General features: G+C 64.6%; 16 protein-coding genes. 3 read left to right on the forward strand and 13 right to left on the reverse strand.

Features of this window, described 5'->3' with window-relative positions; genetic code table 11:
- Positions 1 to 49: 49 nt before the first annotated feature.
- Entirely contained in the window at positions 50 to 703 is a 654-nt protein-coding gene (locus ACXZ1M_RS09270) for a YqgE/AlgH family protein (protein WP_459052880.1), read from the reverse strand.
- A gap of 152 nt (positions 704 to 855) precedes the next feature.
- Here ACXZ1M_RS09270 and ACXZ1M_RS09275 point away from each other — a divergent pair, with 152 nt between their 5' ends.
- A complete protein-coding gene (locus ACXZ1M_RS09275; protein WP_459052881.1) occupies positions 856 to 2,292 on the forward strand; it encodes a cryptochrome/photolyase family protein in 1,437 nt (478 codons plus the stop codon).
- Here ACXZ1M_RS09275 and ACXZ1M_RS09280 read toward each other — a convergent pair.
- Genes ACXZ1M_RS09280 through ACXZ1M_RS09305 form a run of 6 tightly spaced genes read right to left on the reverse strand, consistent with a single transcriptional unit; the run spans position 2,276 to position 11,810 of the window.
- A complete protein-coding gene (locus tag ACXZ1M_RS09280; RefSeq protein ID WP_459052882.1) occupies positions 2,276 to 7,987 on the reverse strand; it encodes a hybrid sensor histidine kinase/response regulator in 5,712 nt (1,903 codons plus the stop codon). The two genes, ACXZ1M_RS09275 and ACXZ1M_RS09280, sit on opposite strands and share 17 nt — an antisense overlap.
- 18 nt (positions 7,988 to 8,005) lie before the next feature.
- Positions 8,006 to 10,318, reverse strand: coding sequence for a methyl-accepting chemotaxis protein (locus tag ACXZ1M_RS09285; RefSeq protein WP_459052883.1), 2,313 nt, complete (start codon positions 10,316 to 10,318; stop codon positions 8,006 to 8,008).
- A gap of 25 nt (positions 10,319 to 10,343) precedes the next feature.
- Complete coding sequence (locus ACXZ1M_RS09290) at positions 10,344 to 10,850, reverse strand: chemotaxis protein CheW (RefSeq protein ID WP_459052884.1); 507 nt, start codon at positions 10,848 to 10,850, stop codon at positions 10,344 to 10,346.
- 2 nt (positions 10,851 to 10,852) lie between these two features.
- Complete coding sequence (locus tag ACXZ1M_RS09295) at positions 10,853 to 11,218, reverse strand: response regulator transcription factor (protein ID WP_459052885.1); 366 nt, start codon at positions 11,216 to 11,218, stop codon at positions 10,853 to 10,855.
- A gap of 18 nt (positions 11,219 to 11,236) precedes the next feature.
- A complete protein-coding gene (locus ACXZ1M_RS09300; protein WP_373988949.1) occupies positions 11,237 to 11,632 on the reverse strand; it encodes a response regulator in 396 nt (131 codons plus the stop codon).
- A gap of 25 nt (positions 11,633 to 11,657) precedes the next feature.
- A complete protein-coding gene (locus tag ACXZ1M_RS09305; RefSeq protein WP_092275808.1) occupies positions 11,658 to 11,810 on the reverse strand; it encodes a rubredoxin in 153 nt (50 codons plus the stop codon).
- A 95-nt stretch (positions 11,811 to 11,905) separates the two neighbouring features.
- Between ACXZ1M_RS09305 and thiD the strand changes: the two genes are divergently transcribed.
- Positions 11,906 to 12,760 (forward strand): bifunctional hydroxymethylpyrimidine kinase/phosphomethylpyrimidine kinase, encoded by an 855-nt coding sequence (gene thiD, locus ACXZ1M_RS09310; RefSeq protein ID WP_459052886.1) that lies wholly within the window; start codon positions 11,906 to 11,908, stop codon positions 12,758 to 12,760.
- A 19-nt stretch (positions 12,761 to 12,779) separates the two neighbouring features.
- A complete protein-coding gene (gene hemL / locus ACXZ1M_RS09315; RefSeq protein WP_459052887.1) occupies positions 12,780 to 14,066 on the forward strand; it encodes a glutamate-1-semialdehyde 2,1-aminomutase in 1,287 nt (428 codons plus the stop codon).
- A gap of 93 nt (positions 14,067 to 14,159) precedes the next feature.
- Here the strand turns inward: hemL and ACXZ1M_RS09320 are convergent, their stop codons facing one another.
- From ACXZ1M_RS09320 to ACXZ1M_RS09345, 6 genes are all read right to left on the reverse strand, one after another.
- The gene (locus ACXZ1M_RS09320) at positions 14,160 to 15,482 is read right to left on the reverse strand and encodes an ABC transporter ATP-binding protein (protein ID WP_459052888.1); all 1,323 of its coding nucleotides are present in this window, start codon (positions 15,480 to 15,482) and stop codon (positions 14,160 to 14,162) included.
- 10 nt (positions 15,483 to 15,492) lie between these two features.
- Positions 15,493 to 17,223 carry an ABC transporter permease gene (locus ACXZ1M_RS09325; protein WP_459052889.1) on the reverse strand — a complete coding sequence of 577 codons (1,731 nt, stop codon included), beginning with the start codon at positions 17,221 to 17,223 and terminating at the stop codon, positions 15,493 to 15,495.
- 140 nt (positions 17,224 to 17,363) lie between these two features.
- Positions 17,364 to 18,332 carry a magnesium/cobalt transporter CorA gene (corA, locus tag ACXZ1M_RS09330; protein WP_373988954.1) on the reverse strand — a complete coding sequence of 323 codons (969 nt, stop codon included), beginning with the start codon at positions 18,330 to 18,332 and terminating at the stop codon, positions 17,364 to 17,366.
- A 49-nt stretch (positions 18,333 to 18,381) separates the two neighbouring features.
- A complete protein-coding gene (gene mtgA, locus ACXZ1M_RS09335; protein WP_459052890.1) occupies positions 18,382 to 19,086 on the reverse strand; it encodes a monofunctional biosynthetic peptidoglycan transglycosylase in 705 nt (234 codons plus the stop codon).
- Positions 19,083 to 19,901, reverse strand: a complete 819-nt coding sequence (gene aroE / locus ACXZ1M_RS09340; RefSeq protein ID WP_459052891.1) for a shikimate dehydrogenase — start codon at positions 19,899 to 19,901, stop codon at positions 19,083 to 19,085. The genes mtgA and aroE overlap by 4 nt, the downstream gene beginning before the upstream one ends.
- 4 nt (positions 19,902 to 19,905) lie before the next feature.
- Positions 19,906 to 20,793, reverse strand: a complete 888-nt coding sequence (locus ACXZ1M_RS09345) for a TonB family protein (protein ID WP_459052892.1) — start codon at positions 20,791 to 20,793, stop codon at positions 19,906 to 19,908.
- Positions 20,794 to 20,844: the final 51 nt, after the last annotated feature.

Genomic DNA, 20,844 nt, shown 5'->3' on the forward strand with positions numbered 1-20,844 from the left:
TCCTTTTTACACCGAAGTCGAAAGCAAAGATGGTTTCAATACTGCCCATTTAAGCGTGGCCCGCCTCGGAGGTGAGCATCAGCGGATCGATGCCGAGCAGGCGCATGGCGGCGGTGTAGCGGTCTTCGATGGGCATGTTGAACAGGATTTCCGGATCGGCGCCCACCGTCAGCCAGCCGTTGCGGCTGATTTCTTCTTCCAGCTGGCCCGGGCTCCAGCCCGAATAGCCGATCGAGACCAGCATGCGCGGCGGACCTTCGCCGGCGGCCACGGCTTCCAGCACGTCGATCGAAGTGGTGAAGGCCACTTCCTCGGTCACCGTCAGCGAGGACGAATAGCGGTGGCCCGGCGTGTGCAGCACGAAGCCGCGGTCGTCCTGGACCGGGCCGCCAAACATGATCGGTTCGTCGTCATGGCCTTCCAGTCCGGACTCGACCTTGAGGTCGATGCGTTCGAACAGGGTGTGCATGGTCATGTCGGTGGGCTTGTTGATGACTACGCCCAGCACACCGTTCTCATTGTGCTCGCAGACGTACACCACCGTGCCGCCAAACACCGGATCTTGCATGGACGGCATTGCAATAAGGAAATGGTTAGCCAGGTTCAGCGTGCTTTCTGCAGCGCCGACCGGCTCCAGGGGATCGCCGGCCTCCTGCATCAAGCCGGGAACAGGTAGAGTTTTGCCTATTTTGCTCTTCTTCATACAAGTTGCTCTCTCTGCTGGGTGCGTGTTCTCTCTGTGCTGCTGACAATTACTGTAGTATCGCGCGGCTAGCAACTCTGTTTTACCCGTAGTTTACACTGAATTGAGGGGACAGCCACGATTGCATCCCCCACAAGATTGACATAGACCGAATGAAACTAACTTCTTCCCTCGTCTGGCTGCGCCGCGACCTGCGCGTTTTCGACCACGTGGCCCTGCATCAGGCCTTGCTGGCAAGCGAAAAGGTGTATTGTGTTTTCGTCTACGACACCACCATTCTGGATGTCCTGCCACGCCGCGATCGCCGCGTCGACTTCATTCACGCTAGCATTGCCGAAGTGGCGGCCGAGTTGGCGCAAATGGGCGGCCACCTGATCACGCGTCATGGCGATCCGGTGACCGAGATCCCGGCGCTGGCCGCCGAACTCGGCGTCGATGCGGTGTTCTGCAATCACGATTATGAACCGCAAGCGCTGGAGCGTGACACCACGGTGGAACGCGCGTTGCGTGCCGACGGTCGCGCTTTCCACAGCTACAAGGATCAAGTGATCTTTGAAAAGAGCGAAGTGCTGTCGCAGACCGGCGGCGTGTTCTCGGTGTTCACGCCGTACAAGAACGCCTGGCTGAAAAAGCTGGCGGCCGATCCGTCGGTGCTGGCGCCGTACAACAACGAGCCGCACGCCGCCAAGCTGGCGCCGCCGCCCTCGCCTGCGCCCAAGCTGCCAACGTTGGCCGAGCTGGGCTTCGAGCCGAGCAACCTGGCCGAGCTGAAGATCCCGACCGGCATGTCGGGCGCGGCGCAGCTGTTCGAGGACTTCCTGCCACGCATGGCGGACTACAACGTGGCGCGCGATTTCCCGGCCGTGAAAGGGCCGTCCTACTTGTCGGTCCACTTCCGCTTCGGCACGCTGTCGGTCCGGCACCTGGTGCGCACGATACTGGATCTGCAGGAGCGCGGCGCCGGCGGCGAAGGCGCGGCCGTGTGGCTGTCGGAACTGATCTGGCGCGAGTTCTATGCCATGATCCTGTTCCACAATCCGCACGTGGTGGGCGGCGCCTACAAGCCGGCCTACGACGCCATCGAATGGGAAACCGGGCCGGAGGCGGACGAGATGTTCGCCGCCTGGTGCGAAGGCCGCACCGGTTATCCTCTGGTGGATGCGGCCATGCTGCAGCTGAACCGCACCGGCTGGATGCACAACCGCCTGCGCATGGTGACCGCCTGCTTCCTGATCAAGGACCTGGGCATCGACTGGCGGCGCGGCGAGGCGTATTTCGCAGAGCATCTGAACGACTTCGACCTGGCGTCCAACAATGGCGGCTGGCAGTGGGCGTCGTCGTCGGGCTGCGATGCGCAGCCCTACTTCCGCATCTTCAATCCGGTGACGCAGTCGCAGAAGTTCGACGCGCAGGGTAAATTCATTCGCCGCTACCTGCCGCAACTGAAGTCATTGAGCGACAAGGAAATCCATGCGCCATGGCTGGCGCCGCGCATGCTGGCGCCGGACTATCCGGCGCCGATTGTCATGCACGACGAAGCGCGCAAGCTCACGCTTGAGCGCTACGAGGTAGTCAAGAAGACTGTTTGATTAAACCGGCAATCGCCTCCAGCAGCACAGGCTCCTGGAACGGTTTGCCGAAGTAGGCGTTCACGCCCAGCTCCAACGCCACGTTGCGATGCTTGTCCGCGCTGCGCGAGGTAATCATGATGATGGGGATGTCGCGCGTGCGCGCATCGCCACGCACGTTGCGCGTGAGGTCGAAGCCGTCCATGCGCGGCATCTCGATATCGACCAGCATCAGGTCCGGCAGCGTTTCCTGCAGCTGCTCCAGCGCGTCCACGCCGTCCTTGGCCAGCAGCACGCGATAGCCTTCGCGCTCCAGCAGGCGCTGGGTGACTCGGCGCACGGTCAGCGAATCGTCCACCACCATGATGGTCCGTCCCTGCGACGCCGGCGTCAACGCCGCCGCCGGGCTGTCGGCCGCCGCCTGCGCGTACTGCGACATCATTTCGGGGTGATGCGCCAGATGCTGCGCCAGCGCCACCGGATTCAATATCAGCACGATGTCGCCCGTGCCCAGCACCGTGGCGCCGGCGATGCCCACCATGCGCGAAAGCTGCGGGCCGATGTTCTTGATAACCACCTCGCGGTTGCCCAGCACTTCATCGACCTGCACTGCCAGGCGCTCGTTGCCGTTCTTGAGCATCATCACCGGCGATGAGCGCTGCACCGGCGGCTGCGCCGCATCGCCCAGCAGCGTTGGCAGGTAGTGCAAGGCGGCCTGCTGGCCGTGGATGGCGACGCTGCCGTTGCCGCGCGCTTCGCTCAGCGCGGCGTCCTTCATTTGCAGCACCTGCTCCACCAGGATGGCCGGCAGCGCGTAGGTCTTGCCGCCTGCGGCGAGCACCACCACCTGCGTCACGGCCAGCGTGAGCGGCAGGCGGATGGTGAAGCGCGTGCCTTTGCCCGGGACGGAGAACAGGTCCACGCGGCCGCCCAGCGATTGCGCTTCGGACTGCACCACGTCCATGCCGACGCCGCGTCCTGACAATTCGGTCAGCGATTCGGCGGTGGAGAAGCCGGGTTCGAAAATCAAGTCGGCGATCTGGGCTTCGCTGGTTTCTTCATCGGCGTCGAGCAAGCCGACGCTGATGGCCTTGGACTTGATGCGGTCCAGGTCAAGGCCGCCGCCGTCGTCGCTGAATTCGATCACCACTTCGTTGCCCTGCTGGGCGACTTCCACCAGCAGTTCGCCGATTTCGTTCTTGCCCGCCGTCGCGCGCGCGGCGCGCGCTTCCACGCCATGGGCGATGGCGTTGCGCAGCAGGTGTTCGAATGGTGCGGACATGCGTTCCAGGACGCTGCGGTCGAGTTCCACGCCGCCGCCACGGATGTCCAGGTTGACGCGCTTGTCGACGTCCTTGGCGCTTTGGCGGGCGACGCGGAACAGGCGTTCCGAGATGCTGGCGAAGGGCACCATGCGCACGCGCATCAGGTCGCGCTGCAGGTCTCGCGTAAGGCGGGCTTGTTGCGTGAGGTCGCCGTGGGCGTTGTCGACGCTGCGGGTGAGGCTTTCATGGAAGCTGGCGACGTCGTTGACGCTTTCGGCCATCATGCGGGTGAGTTCCTGCAGACGCGTGAAGCGGTCAAATTCCAGCGGGTCGAATTCGCGGTCGCTGGAGATGGCCATGCGCGAGGCGATTTGCGATTCGGCTTGCATTTCGACTTCGCGCAATTGACGGCGCAGGCGCGCCAGGTTGTCGGAGAAGTCGGCCAGCGAGGTGCGCAGGGTGTCGACTTCGTTTTCCAGGCGGGAGCGCGAAATGGAGACTTCGCCTGCCTGGGTGACCAGACGGTCGAGAATGTCGGCGCGCACGCGGACCAGTGGCGATTTGACGCTGGTGTGCGAGTCGTCGGCGCTTGCCGGTGCTGCTGATGGCGCGGGCGACGCGGCAGGGCTGGCGGCGGCGTTCTGCCCGGCGTCGATTTCGGCGTGGTCGGAGAATGGCGTAACGCCTTCGGTCAGGGTGGTGATGTCGTCGGCCAGGCCGGCGAAGGTGCCGATCTGCAGGGCGTTCGGGTGTTGCAGTTGTTCGAACAGGAGCAGCGCGTGGTCGTAGTGGGCCAGCAGTTCGTCGAAGGCTTGTGGCGTGGCGGAGCCGGCGTGCACCATGTTTTCGATGTGGGTTTCGATTTCATGGCAGTGCTGGCCGAGACGCATCGCGCCGGCCATGCGCGCGCTGCCCTTGACGGTGTGCAGGAGGCGCAGCAGGCTTTGGGCGTGCGATGTGTCGGCCGGCGTGTGCTGCCAGGCGCGCAGCGATTCGCCGATTTGCGGCAGCAGATCCGCGCCTTCTTCCAGGAAGACGGGGAGCAGGTCGGCGTCCAGTTCATCGTTGAAGATGGCGGGAACGGCGGACAGGATGTGCGGTTCGGCCGGAGCCAGCGCAATGATCTCGGCCTCCGGCTCGATGGCCAAAGGCGGTTCGGCAGCGAGCGTTTCCTCGGCGGCGGGCTGGCGCTCGGTGGCGGCAGGCGGCAGCTCTTCGGCAGCGGGCACCGGTTCGGCGGCGACTGGCGCCAGCTCGTCGTCGGCGGGCTGCAGCGGTTCGTCAGCGACTGGCGGCAGCTCCGCAGCGGCGGGCGGAAGCTCGTCGTCGGCTGGCTGGGGCTCGGCGGCGGCGGGCGGAAGCTCGTCGTCGGCTGGCTGGGGCTCGGCGGCGGCAGGCGGTGGCGCGGCGGGGGCTTGTGGCTCGGCGATTTTGAGCGGCGGGTCGGCGAAGGCGTCGTCGAAGGCGGCGTTGAACAGGTCGTCGATGCCGTCGTCGGTGTGCGCTTCCGGCTTTTTCTTCGGTGGCGGCGCGGTCGGCGCGTCGGATTCCGGCACGGTGCCGCTGATGGCGTCGTAGGTTTCGCGGAACAGGCGATCCAGCGGCGATTCCTCCTCCACCGGCGGCGTGTTGATACCATCCATGGTCTCGGCCACCAGATCGTCGAGCCGTTCTTCGATTTCGTCGCTGGCCGCTGCCGGCGTGGCCGCCAACTCTTCGCGCAGGCTTTGCAGTGCGGCGATCAACTCCGGCTGCGATGGCGACATTTCGCCCGCTGCGAAACTTTGCAGCATCTGGCGGATGCGCTGCATGGTGAAGTCCAGCAGGTCATGCTGTACCTGGTCCAGATGCGGCGCGGGCGGCAGCAACACCTCCAGCGTGCTTTCCAGCGCCAGCGCCAGTTCGCGCAAGGCCTTGAAGCCGACCGTGCCCGAGGTGCCGGCCAACGTGTGCGATGCCGCCAATGCTTCCGGATTGACCGGACGGCGCGGCTCATGGCGCCATTCGCCGAAGTCCTGCTCCAGCTTGCGCACCAGATCGTCGGATTCGTGCAGGTAGATGTTGTACAGCGGCAGAGGGATTTCGATCTCGCCGATGTGCTTCACATTGTCGTCACGCGGCACCAGCGGCGTGATGGTCGGGAATTCGATGACGTTGCCGTGCGAGACCAGCGGCGGCAGCGCCGGCGCATCTGGTGCTGCGTCGGCGTCGGCATCGCTGGCGGCGGCTTCAAACGCAGGCTCGCCGCCCTCCTGCACGCGCGCGGCGGCGGCCACCAGTGCATCGGCATTGCGCTGCGAGACGCCGCCGGCGACCAGCTCCGCCACCCACGCGCCCATTTCCTGCGCGGCGCTGTTCAGCAAATCAAACAGCGCATCGGTGACCGGACGTTCCTCCGCCAGCCACACATTCATCACCTTCTCGATCGCATAAGCCGCGTCGGCGAACTGGTTCAAGCCCACCATGCGCCCGCTCCCCTTCAGCGTATGGAAGGACCGCCGCAACATGGTCAACGACTCTTCACTGCCAGACTCCACGCGCGGCTTGGCCAGCGTGGCGTCCACAAACACCAGCACTTCCTGCGCCTCGGTGACAAAAATATCCAGCAGCTCCGCCTCCACCGCCGCATCGCTGGCGGCAGGCGGCGGCGCTTCGGCCGGCATGGATACCGGCGCAGGCGCAGGTACCTGCTCCTCCAGCACCGGTATCGACTCCGACGCCGCCATCTTCTTGAACGGCACTGAACGGAAACTGCCCTGCACCGCATCGAAAGCAAACCGCTCGCGCGCACCGGCCGCGTTCTGCGCCAGCATATCGACAAAGAATCCCAGCGCACCGACGTTCTGCGCGATATCGTCCAGCGCCTTCGGCTCCGCCGACGGCTCACCCTCGCCGCGCGCCAAAGCCTGCACGGCCAGCTTCACCTGCTGCGCGGCCTGCATCGCGTCATCCTGATCCAGCACCGACAAGGCGCCCTGCAGCTGATGCAGCACCGGGCCGAGTTCCAGCAGCGCCGGACGTTTCGACGGATCGGCGTAGTAATCGTCCAGCACCTTCTCCACCTGCCGCAGGCCGGTCTTCATTTCCATCGCCAGCGCGACTACCGTGTCGTCCTGCTGCATCTGGTGCGCAAGACCGTCCTGCCACTGCGCCGGTTCCGGCGGCGTTTCGCCGGAGACCAGCGCCAGCAGGCGCGCGCCTATCGTGTCCGCATGGGCGGCGAAATCGTCTGGCAGGTGACGGATATGCTGCAAACCATGTTCGGCGAACAGCAAGGCGGTGGCCATCTCCAGCGCCAGCTCTTCGCTGCGGCCTGCGGATATAGCTTTGCGGGCGACGTCGGCCAGTTGGCGCAGCAAGGCGCTCAGCGCGGGCAGGTTGAGTTTCTCGCAGTCCGCCGCAACCTCGTGCAGCGATGCTTCGAATGCGGCGTCCAGATCGGGATCGATCTCGGCGCCGGCCAGCCGGTCCCATTTGGCTTTCGCTTGCGCGATGCCGGCCTTGGCGCGGTCCAGCGCTTCGGCGTCGATCTGGCCGTAGCGGCGGGTTTCGTAGTCCGCAGGCGCCAGGCCGTCCAGCGCGAAGGCGTCGCGCAGCTGTTGCACCGTTGGCGACGACGATTCCGCACCGGCGGTGGCGATGAAGAACAGCGCGTCGTGCAGCATGGTTTCCGGTTGCGCCGCCGTGCCCTGGCTCAAACGGCGGATTTGCAGATTGATCAGGCCAAACAGCTGCTTGACGTACAGGCTGCCGGGCAGTTGGCCGTCGGCCACCAGTTCGGCGAAGCCTTGCATGGCGAGCCAGAAGGCGCGCGCCTGGCCGTCATGCTGCGCGTCGGCCACCAGCTTGATGGCTTCCAGCAGCGCGCCGGCGTCACCGGTGCCCTTCATGTAAGGCAGCAGCGCGCGCTCGAAGCGCTGGCGGAAACCCGCGTAGTCCGGCGCGGCATCGGCATCAGCGGCGGCGGACGGCATGGCTACCGGCTGCGACAAATCGGGATAGAACAAATCCGCTGGATGGATGCGCTCCACGCCCAGCATCTCCTGCACCGCGCGGTAATACGGGAACAGCCTTGCCGGCTGCGACGGCGCACCTTCCAGCAGCTCCTCCAGATACTCCACCAGCGCCTGATACAGCTGCGCCACCGCCTGCGCATTATCGGTGCTGCACTTCAGCGTGCCGGCCTTGAAGCTGTCGAGCGCCGCCTCTGCCACGGCGGTCAGCAAGCCGACGCCCTCGATATCCACCATCTGCAAGGCCCCATGCGCCTGATGCAAATGCGACTTGGCATGCTGCAGCTGCGTGGCCTGATCCTCCGGCTCCCGTCCGCCCGCCTCGAACAGCGCGGTGCGCGAACGTGCCAGCGACTCGCGGATCTCCACCATCACCCACGACAAGGGCCCGGTGTCCAACTGCGGTTGCTGTGAAGTCGAAAAATCAGTCTTGGTCATGCTGGTCCCGGCCTTTCATTAAGCTATGCGGAAGCGCGCCACGGAGTTCTTCAACTCCTGCGCCAGCACCGACAGCTTGTGAATCGATTGAGCGGTTTGCTGGGTGCCGTCCTGCGCCTGCTCGGTCACCGTCAAAATATGCTGGATGTTCTGCGCCACACCGGAGGCCGACGTGGCCTGCTGCCCGGTTGCCTGCGCAATCCCTGAAATCAGTTCCGCCAGGCGGTTGGACACCTGCGAAATATCGTGCAGCGCCGCGCCGGCCGCATCGGACAGGCGCGCGCCCTCGACCACGCCCTGCGTCGACTTCTCCATCGCCGCCACCGCATCGTGCGTATCGGTCTGAATCGTGCGCACCAGCGCGCCGATCTGCTTGGCCGCTTCGGCCGAACGTTCCGCCAGCCGCTGCACCTCCTCCGCCACCACCGAGAAGCCGCGCCCCGCCTCGCCGGCCGACGCGGCCTGGATCGCCGCGTTCAGCGCCAGCACGTTGGTCTGCTCGGTGATGTCCGAAATCAGCTCGGTGATCTCGCCGATCTCCTGCGACGACTCGCCCAGCCGCTTGATGCGCTTGGACGTATCCTGGATCTGCTCGCGGATCTCGTGCATGCCCTTGATGGCGTTTTCCACCGCCGTCGAACCTTGCTGGGCCGCCGCCACCGACTGCAGGGCCACATCGGCCGACTCGCTGGCCGAACGCGACACGTCGGTGATCTCGTTGGCCATCTTCACCACCGTGGACGACGCATCCTGGATCTCGCGCGACTGCTGCTGCGACGCCATCAACAGGTCGTTGGAAATGCTCTGCGCGTGGGTGGACGCCTTGGTCACCTGCTCGGCGGTCGCCGTCACCCGGCCCACCAGACCGCGCAACTCTTCCACCGTGTAGTTGACCGAATCGGCGATGGCGCCGGTGATGTCCTCGGACACCGTGGCCTGCACCGTCAAGTCGCCGTCCGCCACTTCCTGCAGCTCGTTCATCAGGCGCAGAATAGCCGCCTGATTCTGGTCGTTCATGGACTTGGCTTCTTCTTCCTTGCTCTGCGCCTGCCGGCGCATGGCGTCCGCTTCCTGGCGGCGGCGTTCGGCGCCGCGCGTGCGGTTGTGCGAATCCATCAGCAGCACGCGGCCGATGGCGGCCGCCGTGATCAGCGTCATCATGCCGCCGGCCACCATAAGCCAGAAGGTGATGTCAAGCGAGTCCTGGTTCTCGCGGTAGGCCTGCTGCAGCACGGTCAGGCGCTGGCGCAGCGCCTCGTTGTCGTTGAAGATCAGCTGTTCGGCCGCCTTGGCGGCGCTGAACTTGTCGAGCTTCTCAAGCACCATGGCGACCAGCTTTTGATACTCCTCGAACGCGCCTTGCAGCTCGGTGAACTTGGTGCGCAGGTCGGCATCGCGCACGGCGGCCAGTCCCTGTTGCGGGCTGCCGTTGAGGAAGCCGTCGAGGGTGTTGCGGAAGACGGTGGTGTCGCGCCCTAGCTGGAACGCCGTCTCCGAGCTGATGCCGCCGGCGGTGAAGAAGTCGCCGGCGCTGCGGCTCATGCGCTGGGTCATCATGGTCAGCTTGCCGAGCGCCGCGATCTCGCGCGCCGACGCGCCGCGCTGCACCTTGAGGTTGAGGATATCCTCGCTGCGCACCAGCAGGTCGGGCGTCATCTCATTGAGCTTTTGCAGCGCCTTGTCCATGCCGCTCAAGTCCGCCTTCAGCATCAGGATGGTGCCGGCCGCCAGATCGGTGGCGGTCCACTGCTTGCGCGCCGCCGCCACCACGGTGGCGATATCGGAGCGCGGCTCGCCGATGGCGCGGCCCTGGTACTGGCCGCCGCGCGTCATCAGGTTGATATCGGTATTGAGTTCCTTGCGGCTTTCCTCCAACTGGCGGAAGCCCTCGGCACTGCCCTGCACCGCGTTGGGCGCGGCCTTGCCGATGCGCTGCGAGTGCATCAGCGCATCGCTGGCGACCTGGGTTTGCGCCGAGCGGTTGGCGCTGTGGATGTTGTTGAAAGCGACAAACACCGCGCTCAGGCCAAGGCTGATCGCCAGCGCCGTGGACAGCACGCTCAGTTGGCGTTGCGCCGGCAGATGGCCGATCAGCGGCAGCTTGAAACCGGGGCCGGTGTCGGCCGGTGCGGCGGCACTGCGGCGGCGGCCCAGCGCATCGCGCAGGCGCAGCGGGGCTTCGTCGCCGTCGTCGGCCGCAGGTGCAGGCGATGGCGCCTCCGCATTGGCGCCGGCGCCGGCGTGCAGAAACTGCGAATCGCCAAACTCCGAATTGGCGGCTGCATCTTGTGCGGCATTCCGGCTGCCGCGTGAGAAAATCTTAAAAGCCATACACCCTCTCCGGATTAAGTGTTTGCTATACCAGTCCTACCTGCACAAAGCGCGGTTCGCGCACCAGCTGCGCCAGATCGATGCGCAGCCATTGTTGTCCTTCGGCGTCGCGGAACTGGTCCGTCTCCACCGCTTCCATGTCGGCCAGCTTGCGCAGGCCCAGCACCCGCCCGACCAGCAGCGCGCAATTGAAACCGAGTCCCGGCGCGAAGGAAATCAGGCGGCGTTCGGACGGCGCGGCATCGCCCGCGTCCTGCTGGCGATAGCGCGCCAGGTCGATCACCCCGGTCAGGTGGCCGCGCAGATTCACCAGCCCCAGATACCAGTCCTGCGTCAGCGGCACCGGCGTCGGCGTTTGCAGGGGCACGATCTCGCTGATCTGGGTCAGGTCGAGCAGGCACAAACGCCCGCCTATCAGCACGCCCAGTTCGCGCCCGCTTTCGGTGGCGCCGGTTTTCGCGGCCTGCATGCGCTCCAGCAGCTGCACCTGGTACTGGCGCAAGCGGCTGCGGCGTTCCGGGAGCTCGCTCATGGTTAGCCGAGGGCCGCGATCTTGGCCAGCAATTCGGCCGGATCGACCGGTTTGACCAGGTAGTCCTTGGCACCCTGGCGCAGCGCCCAGATACGATCGGTCTCCTGGCTCTTGCTGGAGCAGATGATGATCGGCACGTCCTTCAGTTCCGGATCGCGGGCGATCGAGCGCGTGACCTGGAAGCCGTTCGCGCCCGGCATCACCACGTCCATCAGGATCAGTTCCGGCTTCTCGGCCTTGAGCTTGAGCAGCGCTTCCTCGCCGCTGACCGCCACCGACACGGTATAGCCGCTGCGGGTCAGGATGTCGCTCAGGTAGTAGCGCTCAGTGGCCGAATCATCGACGATCAGAATTCTTTGTATGGCCATATTTCCCCCTGCGGCTTTCTATTCTGGTGTGGCGACAGCGCCGCCGGTGTGCTCGCGAACGGCGGCCAGCAGGCTGTCTTTGGTAAACGGCTTGGTCAGATAAGCGACCGCGCCGACCATGGCGCCGCGCGCGCGGTCGAACAAGCCGTCCTTGGAGGACAGCATCAACACCGGCGTGGCATGGAATTTTGCGCTTTTTTTGATCAGGGCGCAGGTTTGATAGCCATCGAGGCGCGGCATCAGGATGTCGCAGAAGATCAGCGCCGGATGGTGGTCGTTGATCTTGGCCAGGGCGTCGAAGCCGTCGTCGGCCAGCACCACCTGATAGCCGGCCTGGGTCAAAAAGATCTCGGCCGAACGACGAATGGTGCTGCTGTCGTCGATCACCATGATTTTCAGCGCGGTTGTCGTCATAGTCGCAGGCCGGTGGGCTCCTGAATCAGATGGCTACCATCTCGAAATCGTCCTTGCGGGCGCCGCATTCCGGACAACTCCAGTTCATCGGGACGTCGGCCCAGCGGGTGCCCGGCGCGATGCCTTCGTCCGGCAGGCCGGCCTCTTCGTCGTAGATCCAGCCGCAGATCAGGCACATCCAGGTCTGGAACTCCTGCGTTGTTTCATTGCTACTCACGTTTTGCCACCCTCAATCAAGTAAAATGCTGAATTAGGTATCTTAATCTACCCGCCGTGCAAAACCAAACTTCTCCTCTTATATTGAGCTTCGGCGCTGCCGATCCAGCCGGCGCCACCGGCGTCCAAGCCGACCTGGCCACTTTCTCGGCCCTGTCCTGCACCGGTCTGTCGGTGACGACCGCGTTGCTGATCGGCGACAGCGCCCATGTCGAAGACATGCAGGACATCGACCCGGACTGGGTGGCCGACCAGGCCCGCGTGATCCTGGAAGACATGACCATGGCCGCCTTCAAGGTCGGCGCCATCACCAACCTGGAACAGGTGGCGGCGGTGGCCGAGATCCTGTCCGACTATCCGGACGCGCCGCTGATCCTCGATCCCTTCAGTTCCCGCCTGCCGCAGCCGGCCGACGACGACGCCGAAGAGCTGCTGACCGCGATCCGCCAGCTGCTGGTGCCGCAGGCCACGCTGGTGATGCTGTCGCAGGTGGAGCTGGGGCGCCTGGCCGAAACCTGGCGCGAGAGCGGTGAAGGCGAGGATACACTGGAATCGGATGTCGAGCATTTGCTGGCCCTGGGCTGCGAATTCGTGCTGGTCACCGGCACCCCGTCCGGCGGCGCGCAGGGCGACGCGGCCGCGCCCAACACCCTGGCCAACACCCTGTACGGCGCCGATGGCGTCATCAGCCACGACGCCTGGCAGCACCTGGCCGGGCCCTTCATCGGCGCCGGCAACACCCTGTCGGCGGCGCTGACGGCCTTCATGGCGCGCGGCGCCGAAGTGCCCGAAGCGGTGGCGGCGGCCCAGGAGTACACTGTCGGCGCGCTGGCGCACGCGCAGCGCTACGGCATGGGCAAGTTCGTGCCGAACCGATTTTTCCATTTGCAGGCGATCGAAGACCTGCAGTAAAAACATTGAAGATGCCATCATGACCACGACTTCCAAAAACGACCAGCTGTTTGAACGTGCACAGAAAACCACGCCGGGCGGCGTCAACTCGCCGGTGCGCGCCTTCCGTTCGGTGGGCGGCACGCCGCGCTTCATCACCCGCGCCGAAGGCCCGTACTTCTGGGACGCGGACGGCAAGCGCTACATCGACTACATCGGCTCGTGGGGTCCGGCCATCGTCGGCCACGCCCATCCGGAAGTGGTGAAGGCGGTGCAGGAAGCGGCCACGCGCGGCCTGTCGTTCGGCGCGCCGACCGAAGCGGAAATCGAGATGGCGGAAGAAATCGTGCGCCTGGTGCCGTCGATCGAGCAGGTGCGCCTGGTCTCGTCGGGCACGGAAGCGACCATGAGCGCCCTGCGCCTGGCGCGCGGCGCCACCCGCCGCGACAAGATCGTCAAGTTCGAAGGCTGCTACCACGGCCACGCCGATTCGCTGCTGGTGAAAGCGGGCAGCGGCCTGCTCACCTTCGGCAACCCGACGTCGGCCGGCGTGCCGGAGGACTTCGTCAAGCACACCCTGGTGCTCGACTATAACAACGTGGCGCAGATCGAAGAGGCCTTCGCCAACTTCGGCGACGAGATCGCCTGCGTGATCGTGGAGCCGGTGGCCGGCAATATGAACCTGATCAAGGCCACGCCGGCCTTCCTGCAGGCCCTGCGCGACCTGTGCACCAAGCACGGCGCGCTGCTGATCTTCGACGAAGTGATGTGCGGTTTCCGCGTGGCGCTGGGCGGCGCGCAGGAACTGTACGGCATTAAGCCGGACCTGACGGCGCTGGGCAAGGTGATCGGCGGCGGCCTGCCGGTGGCGGCCTTCGGCGGCAGCACGACACTGATGAGCAATATGTCGCCGGTGGGCGCGGTGTACCAGGCCGGCACCTTGTCGGGCAATCCGGTGGCGGTGGCGGCGGGCATGACCACGCTGAAACTGATCCAGCAGCCGGGCTTCTACGAGCAACTGAGCGCCAGCGCCAAGCGCCTGGCCGACGGCCTGACGGCGGCGGCCAAGGAAGCCGGCATTCCGTTCTGCGCCGATGCGGTGGGCGGCATGTTCGGCCTGTACTTCAGCGAAACGCCGCCGAACAACTACGCCGAAATGATGGCCGGGAACCGCGAGCGCTTCAACGTCTTCTTCCACGCCATGCTGGACGAAGGCGTGTACTTCGCACCGGCGGCGTTCGAAGCAGGCTTCGTCTCGGCGCAGCACAGCGACGAAGTGATCGACGAAACCATCGCCGCCGCCCGCCGCGTGTTCGCCAAGCTGTAAAATTCGGGGTCAGTTCCGACATTCGGACACGAGCACAACCTTAGCGTTCGCTACGGTTGTGCTCGTGTCCGAATGTCGGAACTGACCCCGGTTTTAGTCCGGCGCGTCTTCGTCGTCTTCCGGACGCTGTATCACCCCGGTGTTGAAGTTGTACTCGAACAGGTCGCCGTAGCGGCCCCACTCGATGGCGACCCGCAGCGCGCGCTCGGCCTCTTCTTCACTGAGCGTGAAGCGCAGCAGCTTGAGGAACAGGTCTTCCGGCAGGTCGCCCGATTTGTCCTGCAGCAGGCCGTGGCAGATGTAGGCGATCAGCGGCACATGCTCCAGCAGCTGCTTGCCGAACATGTCCTGTCGCTCGGTATTGGACGCCTTCACATAACGCCCGCCCAGTTCCGTCAGCAGGATGTCGCCGTTGGTCAGGTAGGCGAAGCCCAGCAGGATCAGGGCGTTCAGCACTTCCAGCAGTTCGGCGTCGGTCAGCTCCGTCGCTTCGGCGATCTTCGGCAGGTCGGCGCGGCCGTGGAACGGTTCGTCGGCCAGCAATTCCAGAATCCCTTCCATGTGCGCGATGCCGGCTTGCGGCAGGCGGTCGCCCAGCTGCAGCTTGACTTCGCGCTCGCTGATCAAGCCACCGCCGCCACCGCGACGGCCGGAACTGGCCGTCATCAGCTCGTAGACCTTGTCGATCAGCTGCCGCACTTCGGCGCTTTCCGCCTTGCGCGGCTGCGCCAGCGAAATCGGCAGCTCGGCGCGCACCCGGCCAGGATCGCTGGCGAAGATCAGCACGCGGTCGGCCATCATCACCGCTTCCTCGATGTTGTGCGACACCACCAGGATGGCCTTGGTCGGTATCCGGCCCGACTGCCACAGCGCCAGGATCTCTTCGCGCAGGCGCTCGCCGGTCAGCACATCCAGCGCCGAAAACGCCTCGTCCATCAGCAGCACTTCCGGCTCCATCACCAGCGCGCGGGCGATGCCGACGCGTTGGCGCATGCCGCCCGACAGCTCGCGCGGCAGCGCGCCTTCAAAGCCGGACAGGCCGATCAACTCGATCATCTGGCTGGCGCGGCGCGCGCGCTCATCGGCGGCCATGCCCTGCGCTTCCAGCCCCAGTTCCACGTTCTTCTGCACCGTCAGCCACGGGAAAAGCGCGAACGACTGGAACACCATGCGGATGCCGCGCGCCGTGCCGTACAAGGGCATGCCGCGATACAGCACCTGCCCTTCATCGGCCTGCACCAGCCCCGCCATGATGCGCAACATGGTCGATTTGCCGGAGCCCGATTGCCCCAGCAGCGCCACGATCTCGCCTTCGCGCAGCGTGAAGTCCACGCCTTCCAGCACCGCGCGCGCGGTGCCGTCCGCGCCACGAAAATGCTTGCCGACGGCTTTCAATTCAACGATAGGAGTGTTCATGATTCTGTTCCTAGAAATGCAGCCGGCTTTCGGCCAGGGTGTACAGGCGGCGCCAGACGAAATGATTAAAGCCCATCACGAAGATGCACATGATGCCGATGCCCAGCGCGATGCGCGGGAAGTCGCCGGCGGCGGTCATCTCGGCGATGTAGCTGCCGATGCCGTGGGCCTTCAGGGTGGTCGGCCCCCAACTGACGAATTCCGCCACGATGGCGGCGTTCCACGAGCCGCCCGAAGCGGTGATGGCGCCGGTGACGAAGCTGGGGAAAATCGCCGGCAGCAGGTAGCGGCGCCATTTCAGCCAGCCTTTCAGGCCGAAGTTCTTGGCCGCGTGACGCAGCTCGGTCGGGATGTTTGAAGCGCCTGCGATCACGTTAAACAGCAGATACCATTGCGTCCCCAGGATCATCAGCGGCGACAGCCAGATGTCGGGATCGAGCTGGTAGCGCACGATCAGGATCACCGCCACCGGGAACACCAGGTTGGCCGGGAAGGCGGCCAGGAATTGCGCCACAGCCTGCGTGCGTGAGGCCCAGCGCGGGTTCATGCCGATCCAGATCCCCACCGGCACCCACACCACGGCGGCCAGCGCCAGCAACACCACCACGCGGATCATGGTGTAGACGCCCAGCACGGCCACGTGCCCGGCCTCGCGCCAGCCGACTTCCGTTTGGATGAAGTGGACCAGGCTCCATAAGGCGTAGAACACCACGGCGGCAATCGCCGCATCCCACACGCGCTGCGGCACCAGCGATGGCCGGTCGCGCCGCGCGCGGATCGAGGTGCCGTCGTGCGGCAGGCGGAACACGGCGATGGAGCGCGACAGCTGGTGCGCGAACCACGCCACCAGTTGCTGCGTGCGCTCGGTGCGGCGCAGCCAGGTGAGCAGCCACGAAGACTGCGCGGTGTCGCCGCCGGTTTCCTCGAAGCGGAATTTGTCGGCCCAGGCCAGCAGCGGGCGGAAGAACAGCTGGTCGTACAGCAGCACCGCGATCAGCATGGCGAAGATGGCCCAGCCGATCGCCCCCAGGTTGCTCTGCTCGATGGCCAGCGCGATATACGAACCCATGCCGGGCAGCTTGATGGTCTGGTTCGAGACCATGATCGCTTCCGAGGCCACCACGAAGAACCAGCCGCCGGACATGGACATCATCATATTCCACAGCAGTCCGGGCATGGCGAACGGCAGTTCAAGGCGCCAGAAGCGCTGCCAGCCCGACAGCTGGAACACCTGCGCCGCCTCCGACAATTCGGCCGGCACCGAGCGGAAGCCCTGGTAGGCGGAGAACGCCATATTCCACGCCTGCGAGGTGAAGATGGCGAAGATGGCGGCGCATTCCACGCCCAGCAGGTTGCCGGGGAACAGCGCGATGAAGGCCGTCACCGTGATCGACAGAAAGCCGAGGATGGGGATCGACTGCAGGATGTCGAGCATCGGCACCATGACTTTTTCGGCCGTGCGGTACTTGGTGGCCAGCGCCGCGAACACGCAGCTGAAGATCACCGACGCGCCCATGGCGATGAACATGCGCAGCGTGGTGCGCAGCAGGTAGTACGGCAGATACCACGGGTCGAGCGTCATCGGCAGCGTTTGGCCGAGTTCATAGGGACGCGCCATCTGCTGGCTGCCATAAGCCATCAACACGAAAAGCGCGAGTACGACGGGCAGCAGCGCCCAGTCCCAGCGGTTACCGCCGGCTTCCACCACCTGGCGGGGGAAAAATTGCCGTTTCTTATTCATAGCTGCTACTTTCTCTGGCGGCCAGGGCGGCCGGGAGGAGCGAAGGGAGGGAGGGAGCGTTGCCGCTGGCCGCCATTCTAGTAGATTAACTGCGTCAGAATTATTACGGTGTTGAAAGTATTTTTTTGCTAACTACGACCTTATTTCAGCCAACCACGGTGGCGGAAGTAGAGGAATGGTGCGATGGCGCTGGTGATCATCAGGCCCAGCGCGAAGGGATAGCCCATGTTCCAGTCCAGCTCCGGGAACCAGCCCTTGAAGTTCATGCCGTAGATCGAGGCGATCAGGGTCGGCGGCAGGAAGGCCACGCTGGCCACCGAGAAGATCTTGATGATCTTATTCTGGTTAATGTTGATGAAACCGACCGTGGCGTCCATCAGGAAGTTGATCTTGTCGAACAGGAAGGAGGTGTGGCCGTCCAGCGATTCAATGTCGCGCAGAATCTGGCGCGCTTCCTCGAACTGCTCGGAATTCAACAGCCGGCCGCGCATCAGGAAACTGACCGCGCGGCGCGTGTCCATCATGTTGCGGCGGATGCGGCCGTTCAAGTCTTCCTCGTGGGCGATGGCGTTCAACGCGGCGGCCGCGTCCTGGTCGGTGAATTCTTTCTGCAGCACGCGGCCGCTGACTTCTTCCAGGTTCTGGTAGATGCCTTCGAGCGCGTCCGCCGAATACTCGGCGTCGGTGGCGTACAGGTCCAGCAGCACGTCCATGTAGTCGGCGATCGAGCCGGGACGCGAACGGGCGCGCATGCGCACCAGGCGAAACACCGGCAGGTCGTCGGTGTGCACCGAGAACAGCATCTTGCGCGCCAAAATGAAAGCCACCGTCACGATGCGCGACGGGCCGTCCTCTTCTTCCAGCAGGAAGTCGGTGCGCAGGTGGAGGTCGCCGTTTTCGGCTTCGTAGTAACGGGCCGAGGCTTCGATGTCCTTGACTTCGTCTTCACCCGGCAGGGTCACGCCGTAGATGGTTTTCACCCAGGCGCGTTCGTCATCCGTCGGGTCGGTCAGGTCGACCCAGACAGGCTCCGCTTTTTCCAGGTCTTCGCGCGTGTCGATGGGAACCTGGTTGAGCCGGCCATTCTGGAGAACGAAAACATTAATCATGGGTACACGCGCCTTTGGAAACAGCGCAAGTGTACCTGCAAAGCCCGGTTTAAGGTAGATCGGCGGAGCCCATGCGGCGCAAAATCACGCCGGTGCGGCGGGCCAGGTAGTTCGAATCGCGGTGTTTGTCGAAATAGCGAGGATTGGGCAGCATGACCGCCAGCTTGGCCGCCTGCGTCGCACTCAGGTTGGCTGCGCTGACGCCGTAATAATGCCGCGCCGCCGCCTCGGCGCCGAAGGTGCCGGTGCCGAATTCCACCACGTTCAGGTAGATCTCGAAAATGCGTTCCTTGTCCATCAAGGTTTCCAGCATGTAGGTGATGATCAGCTCCTGCCCCTTGCGCAGATAGCTGCGCGAGCCGGACAGGAACAGGTTCTTGGCCAGCTGCTGGGTGATGGTCGAACCGCCCGATACCACCTTTTTCTTCTTGTTGTTCTTCTCGTAGGCTTTTTGCAGCGCTTCCCAGTCCACGCCTTCGTGCTCGGAGAAATTGGCGTCCTCGGAGGCGATGATGGCGCGCTTCAGATTATTCGAGATGCGATTGTAGGGCACCCACGCCTGTTGGATGTTGGCCTTGGGGTTCTTCTCCTGGATCGCCGCCTGCTGCTGGCGCATGAAGCTGGTCATCGACGGATTGTGGTCCACCCACCACCAGATCTGCAGGAAGAAGTACAGCTGCACCGCCAGGAACAGCAGCACGGGAATGATGAAGATCCACTTCACCCATGACCATTTGCCGGCGGATTTGCTCATAGTTTTGCGCGCAGGTTGTGCAACACGTCGGAGGTGGCCGGCTGCACGCCGCGCCACAGCTGGAACGCCTCGGCGGCCTGCTCCACCAGCATGCCCAGGCCGTCGCGCAACTGTGCGCCGTGCTGGGCCGCGAACTGCAAGAATACTGTGGGGGAGGCTCCGTACATCATATCCAAAGCTAAAGAACCCGGCGCGAATACGGACGGCGACACCGGCGGCACTTCGGCGCTCAGGCTGGCCGCCGTGGCGTTGATGACGATGTCGTAGGCACCCTCGATGTCGGCGAAACCGCAAGCCGATACCACGCCCTCGCCGCCCAGCGCGGCAAACTGTTCCACCAGCGCTTCGGCCGTGGCCACGGTGCGGTTGGCGATCACCAGCTTGGCCGGACGATGTTCCAGGATCGGCAGCACCACGCCGCGCGCCGCGCCACCCGCGCCCAGCAGCAGCACGCGCTTGCCGGTGATCGGCACGCCGGCATTGACCACGATGTCGGCCACCAGCCCGGCGCCATCGGTGTTGTCGCCGATAATGCCTTCGTCGCTGAACACCAGCGTGTTGACCGCGCCGGCCGCGCGCGCGCGAATGGTCAGCGCCTGCGCCAGCTTGACCGCCTCCAGCTTGAACGGCACCGTCACATTGGCGCCCTTGCCGCCCTCGGCGATAAAGCTGCGCACGGCGTCGGCGAAGCCGTCCAGCGGCGCCAGGCGGCGTTCGTATTCAAGGTCTTGTCCAGTCTGCGCCGCAAAGGCGGCGTGAATCTCGGGTGACTTGCTGTGGGCAATCGGGTTGCCAAACACGCAGTAGCGGTCCATTTACTTATCTTCCTCCGCCGCTCATATCGGCTTGTAATTTGTCTTCACGGGTGAATTTGAAGGTGGTGATGATCACCCACAAATCATCGCGGTCGCTCGACAGCATGTTGGGCGGGAACTTGCCGAACGGCGCCGAGCGGCGCACGATGCGCACCGCAGCTTCATCCAGCGCCGCGTTGCCCGAGCTGCGTTCGACCTTGATGCCGCCTTCTTTTTCATAGATGGTGCCGTCCTGGAACACCGGGATCGACAACATCAACTGGCCATACAGCTTGCGGCCGTTGGTGTTCGGGAAGTTCAGCGTACCGAAGTCCTCGATGCGCTTCTGCATGGTTTTGTAGTAGCTCGCATAGCCCGCTTCGCGCGTGCTCGGCGTGATCATGGTTTTCTTCGGACGCTTGTTCTGGTCTTCGATGGTCTCGCTGATTTCGGCCACGCGGCGGGCGATGGCCTTGCTCGATTCCAGCAGGTCGGCGCCGGTGGGCAGCGGGTCCGGCTTGGCTTTTTCCGTGATCGGCGCCGCCGCCACCTGCGACGAGGAATTGACCTGGGTGAGCAGGTTCTTCTGGCGCTCTTCCAGCTCTTGGATGCGGCGCTTGTTGGCCTTGACGCTGTCGCCCATTTCGGTTTTGCGCATGTCCGGCATCGGCGACTTGGAGCGGCCCTTGTCCACCGTGCCGCCGCCGTCGAGGTTGGCCTGGGCCACGGCGTCCGCCTTCAGCGGCGCCTTGTTGTGCTTGGCGTTGACGAGGATGACTTCGAGCCCGGGATCGGTAGCCTGCACCGGCGCCGGCGTCGGCGCGACGAAGCGCAGCGCCAGCATGGCGGCGTGCGCCAGCAGGGAGATGCCGATGGCGATGTACAGCAGGCGGTTTTCTTTGAAAGACTTCACGCGGCAGGCTTCAGTTTCGTCGGTTCAAGGCGGTGCGCTGATTTTAACCGA

This window comes from Duganella paludis (genome assembly GCF_054461335.1).

Bases quoted from the DNA above. Each gene is read 5' to 3' on its own strand.
- ACXZ1M_RS09270 (WP_459052880.1), bottom strand. From the start codon at position 703: ATGAAGAAGAGCAAAATAGGCAAAACTCTACCTGTTCCCGGCTTGATG.
- ACXZ1M_RS09275 (WP_459052881.1), top strand. From the start codon at position 856: ATGAAACTAACTTCTTCCCTCGTCTGGCTGCGCCGCGACCTGCGCGTT.
- ACXZ1M_RS09280 (WP_459052882.1), bottom strand. From the start codon at position 7,987: ATGACCAAGACTGATTTTTCGACTTCACAGCAACCGCAGTTGGACACC.
- ACXZ1M_RS09285 (WP_459052883.1), bottom strand. From the start codon at position 10,318: ATGGCTTTTAAGATTTTCTCACGCGGCAGCCGGAATGCCGCACAAGAT.
- ACXZ1M_RS09290 (WP_459052884.1), bottom strand. From the start codon at position 10,850: ATGAGCGAGCTCCCGGAACGCCGCAGCCGCTTGCGCCAGTACCAGGTG.
- ACXZ1M_RS09295 (WP_459052885.1), bottom strand. From the start codon at position 11,218: ATGGCCATACAAAGAATTCTGATCGTCGATGATTCGGCCACTGAGCGC.
- ACXZ1M_RS09300 (WP_373988949.1), bottom strand. From the start codon at position 11,632: ATGACGACAACCGCGCTGAAAATCATGGTGATCGACGACAGCAGCACC.
- ACXZ1M_RS09305 (WP_092275808.1), bottom strand. From the start codon at position 11,810: ATGTGCCTGATCTGCGGCTGGATCTACGACGAAGAGGCCGGCCTGCCG.
- hemL (WP_459052887.1), top strand. From the start codon at position 12,780: ATGACCACGACTTCCAAAAACGACCAGCTGTTTGAACGTGCACAGAAA.
- ACXZ1M_RS09320 (WP_459052888.1), bottom strand. From the start codon at position 15,482: ATGAACACTCCTATCGTTGAATTGAAAGCCGTCGGCAAGCATTTTCGT.
- ACXZ1M_RS09325 (WP_459052889.1), bottom strand. From the start codon at position 17,223: ATGAATAAGAAACGGCAATTTTTCCCCCGCCAGGTGGTGGAAGCCGGC.
- corA (WP_373988954.1), bottom strand. From the start codon at position 18,332: ATGATTAATGTTTTCGTTCTCCAGAATGGCCGGCTCAACCAGGTTCCC.
- mtgA (WP_459052890.1), bottom strand. From the start codon at position 19,086: ATGAGCAAATCCGCCGGCAAATGGTCATGGGTGAAGTGGATCTTCATC.
- aroE (WP_459052891.1), bottom strand. From the start codon at position 19,901: ATGGACCGCTACTGCGTGTTTGGCAACCCGATTGCCCACAGCAAGTCA.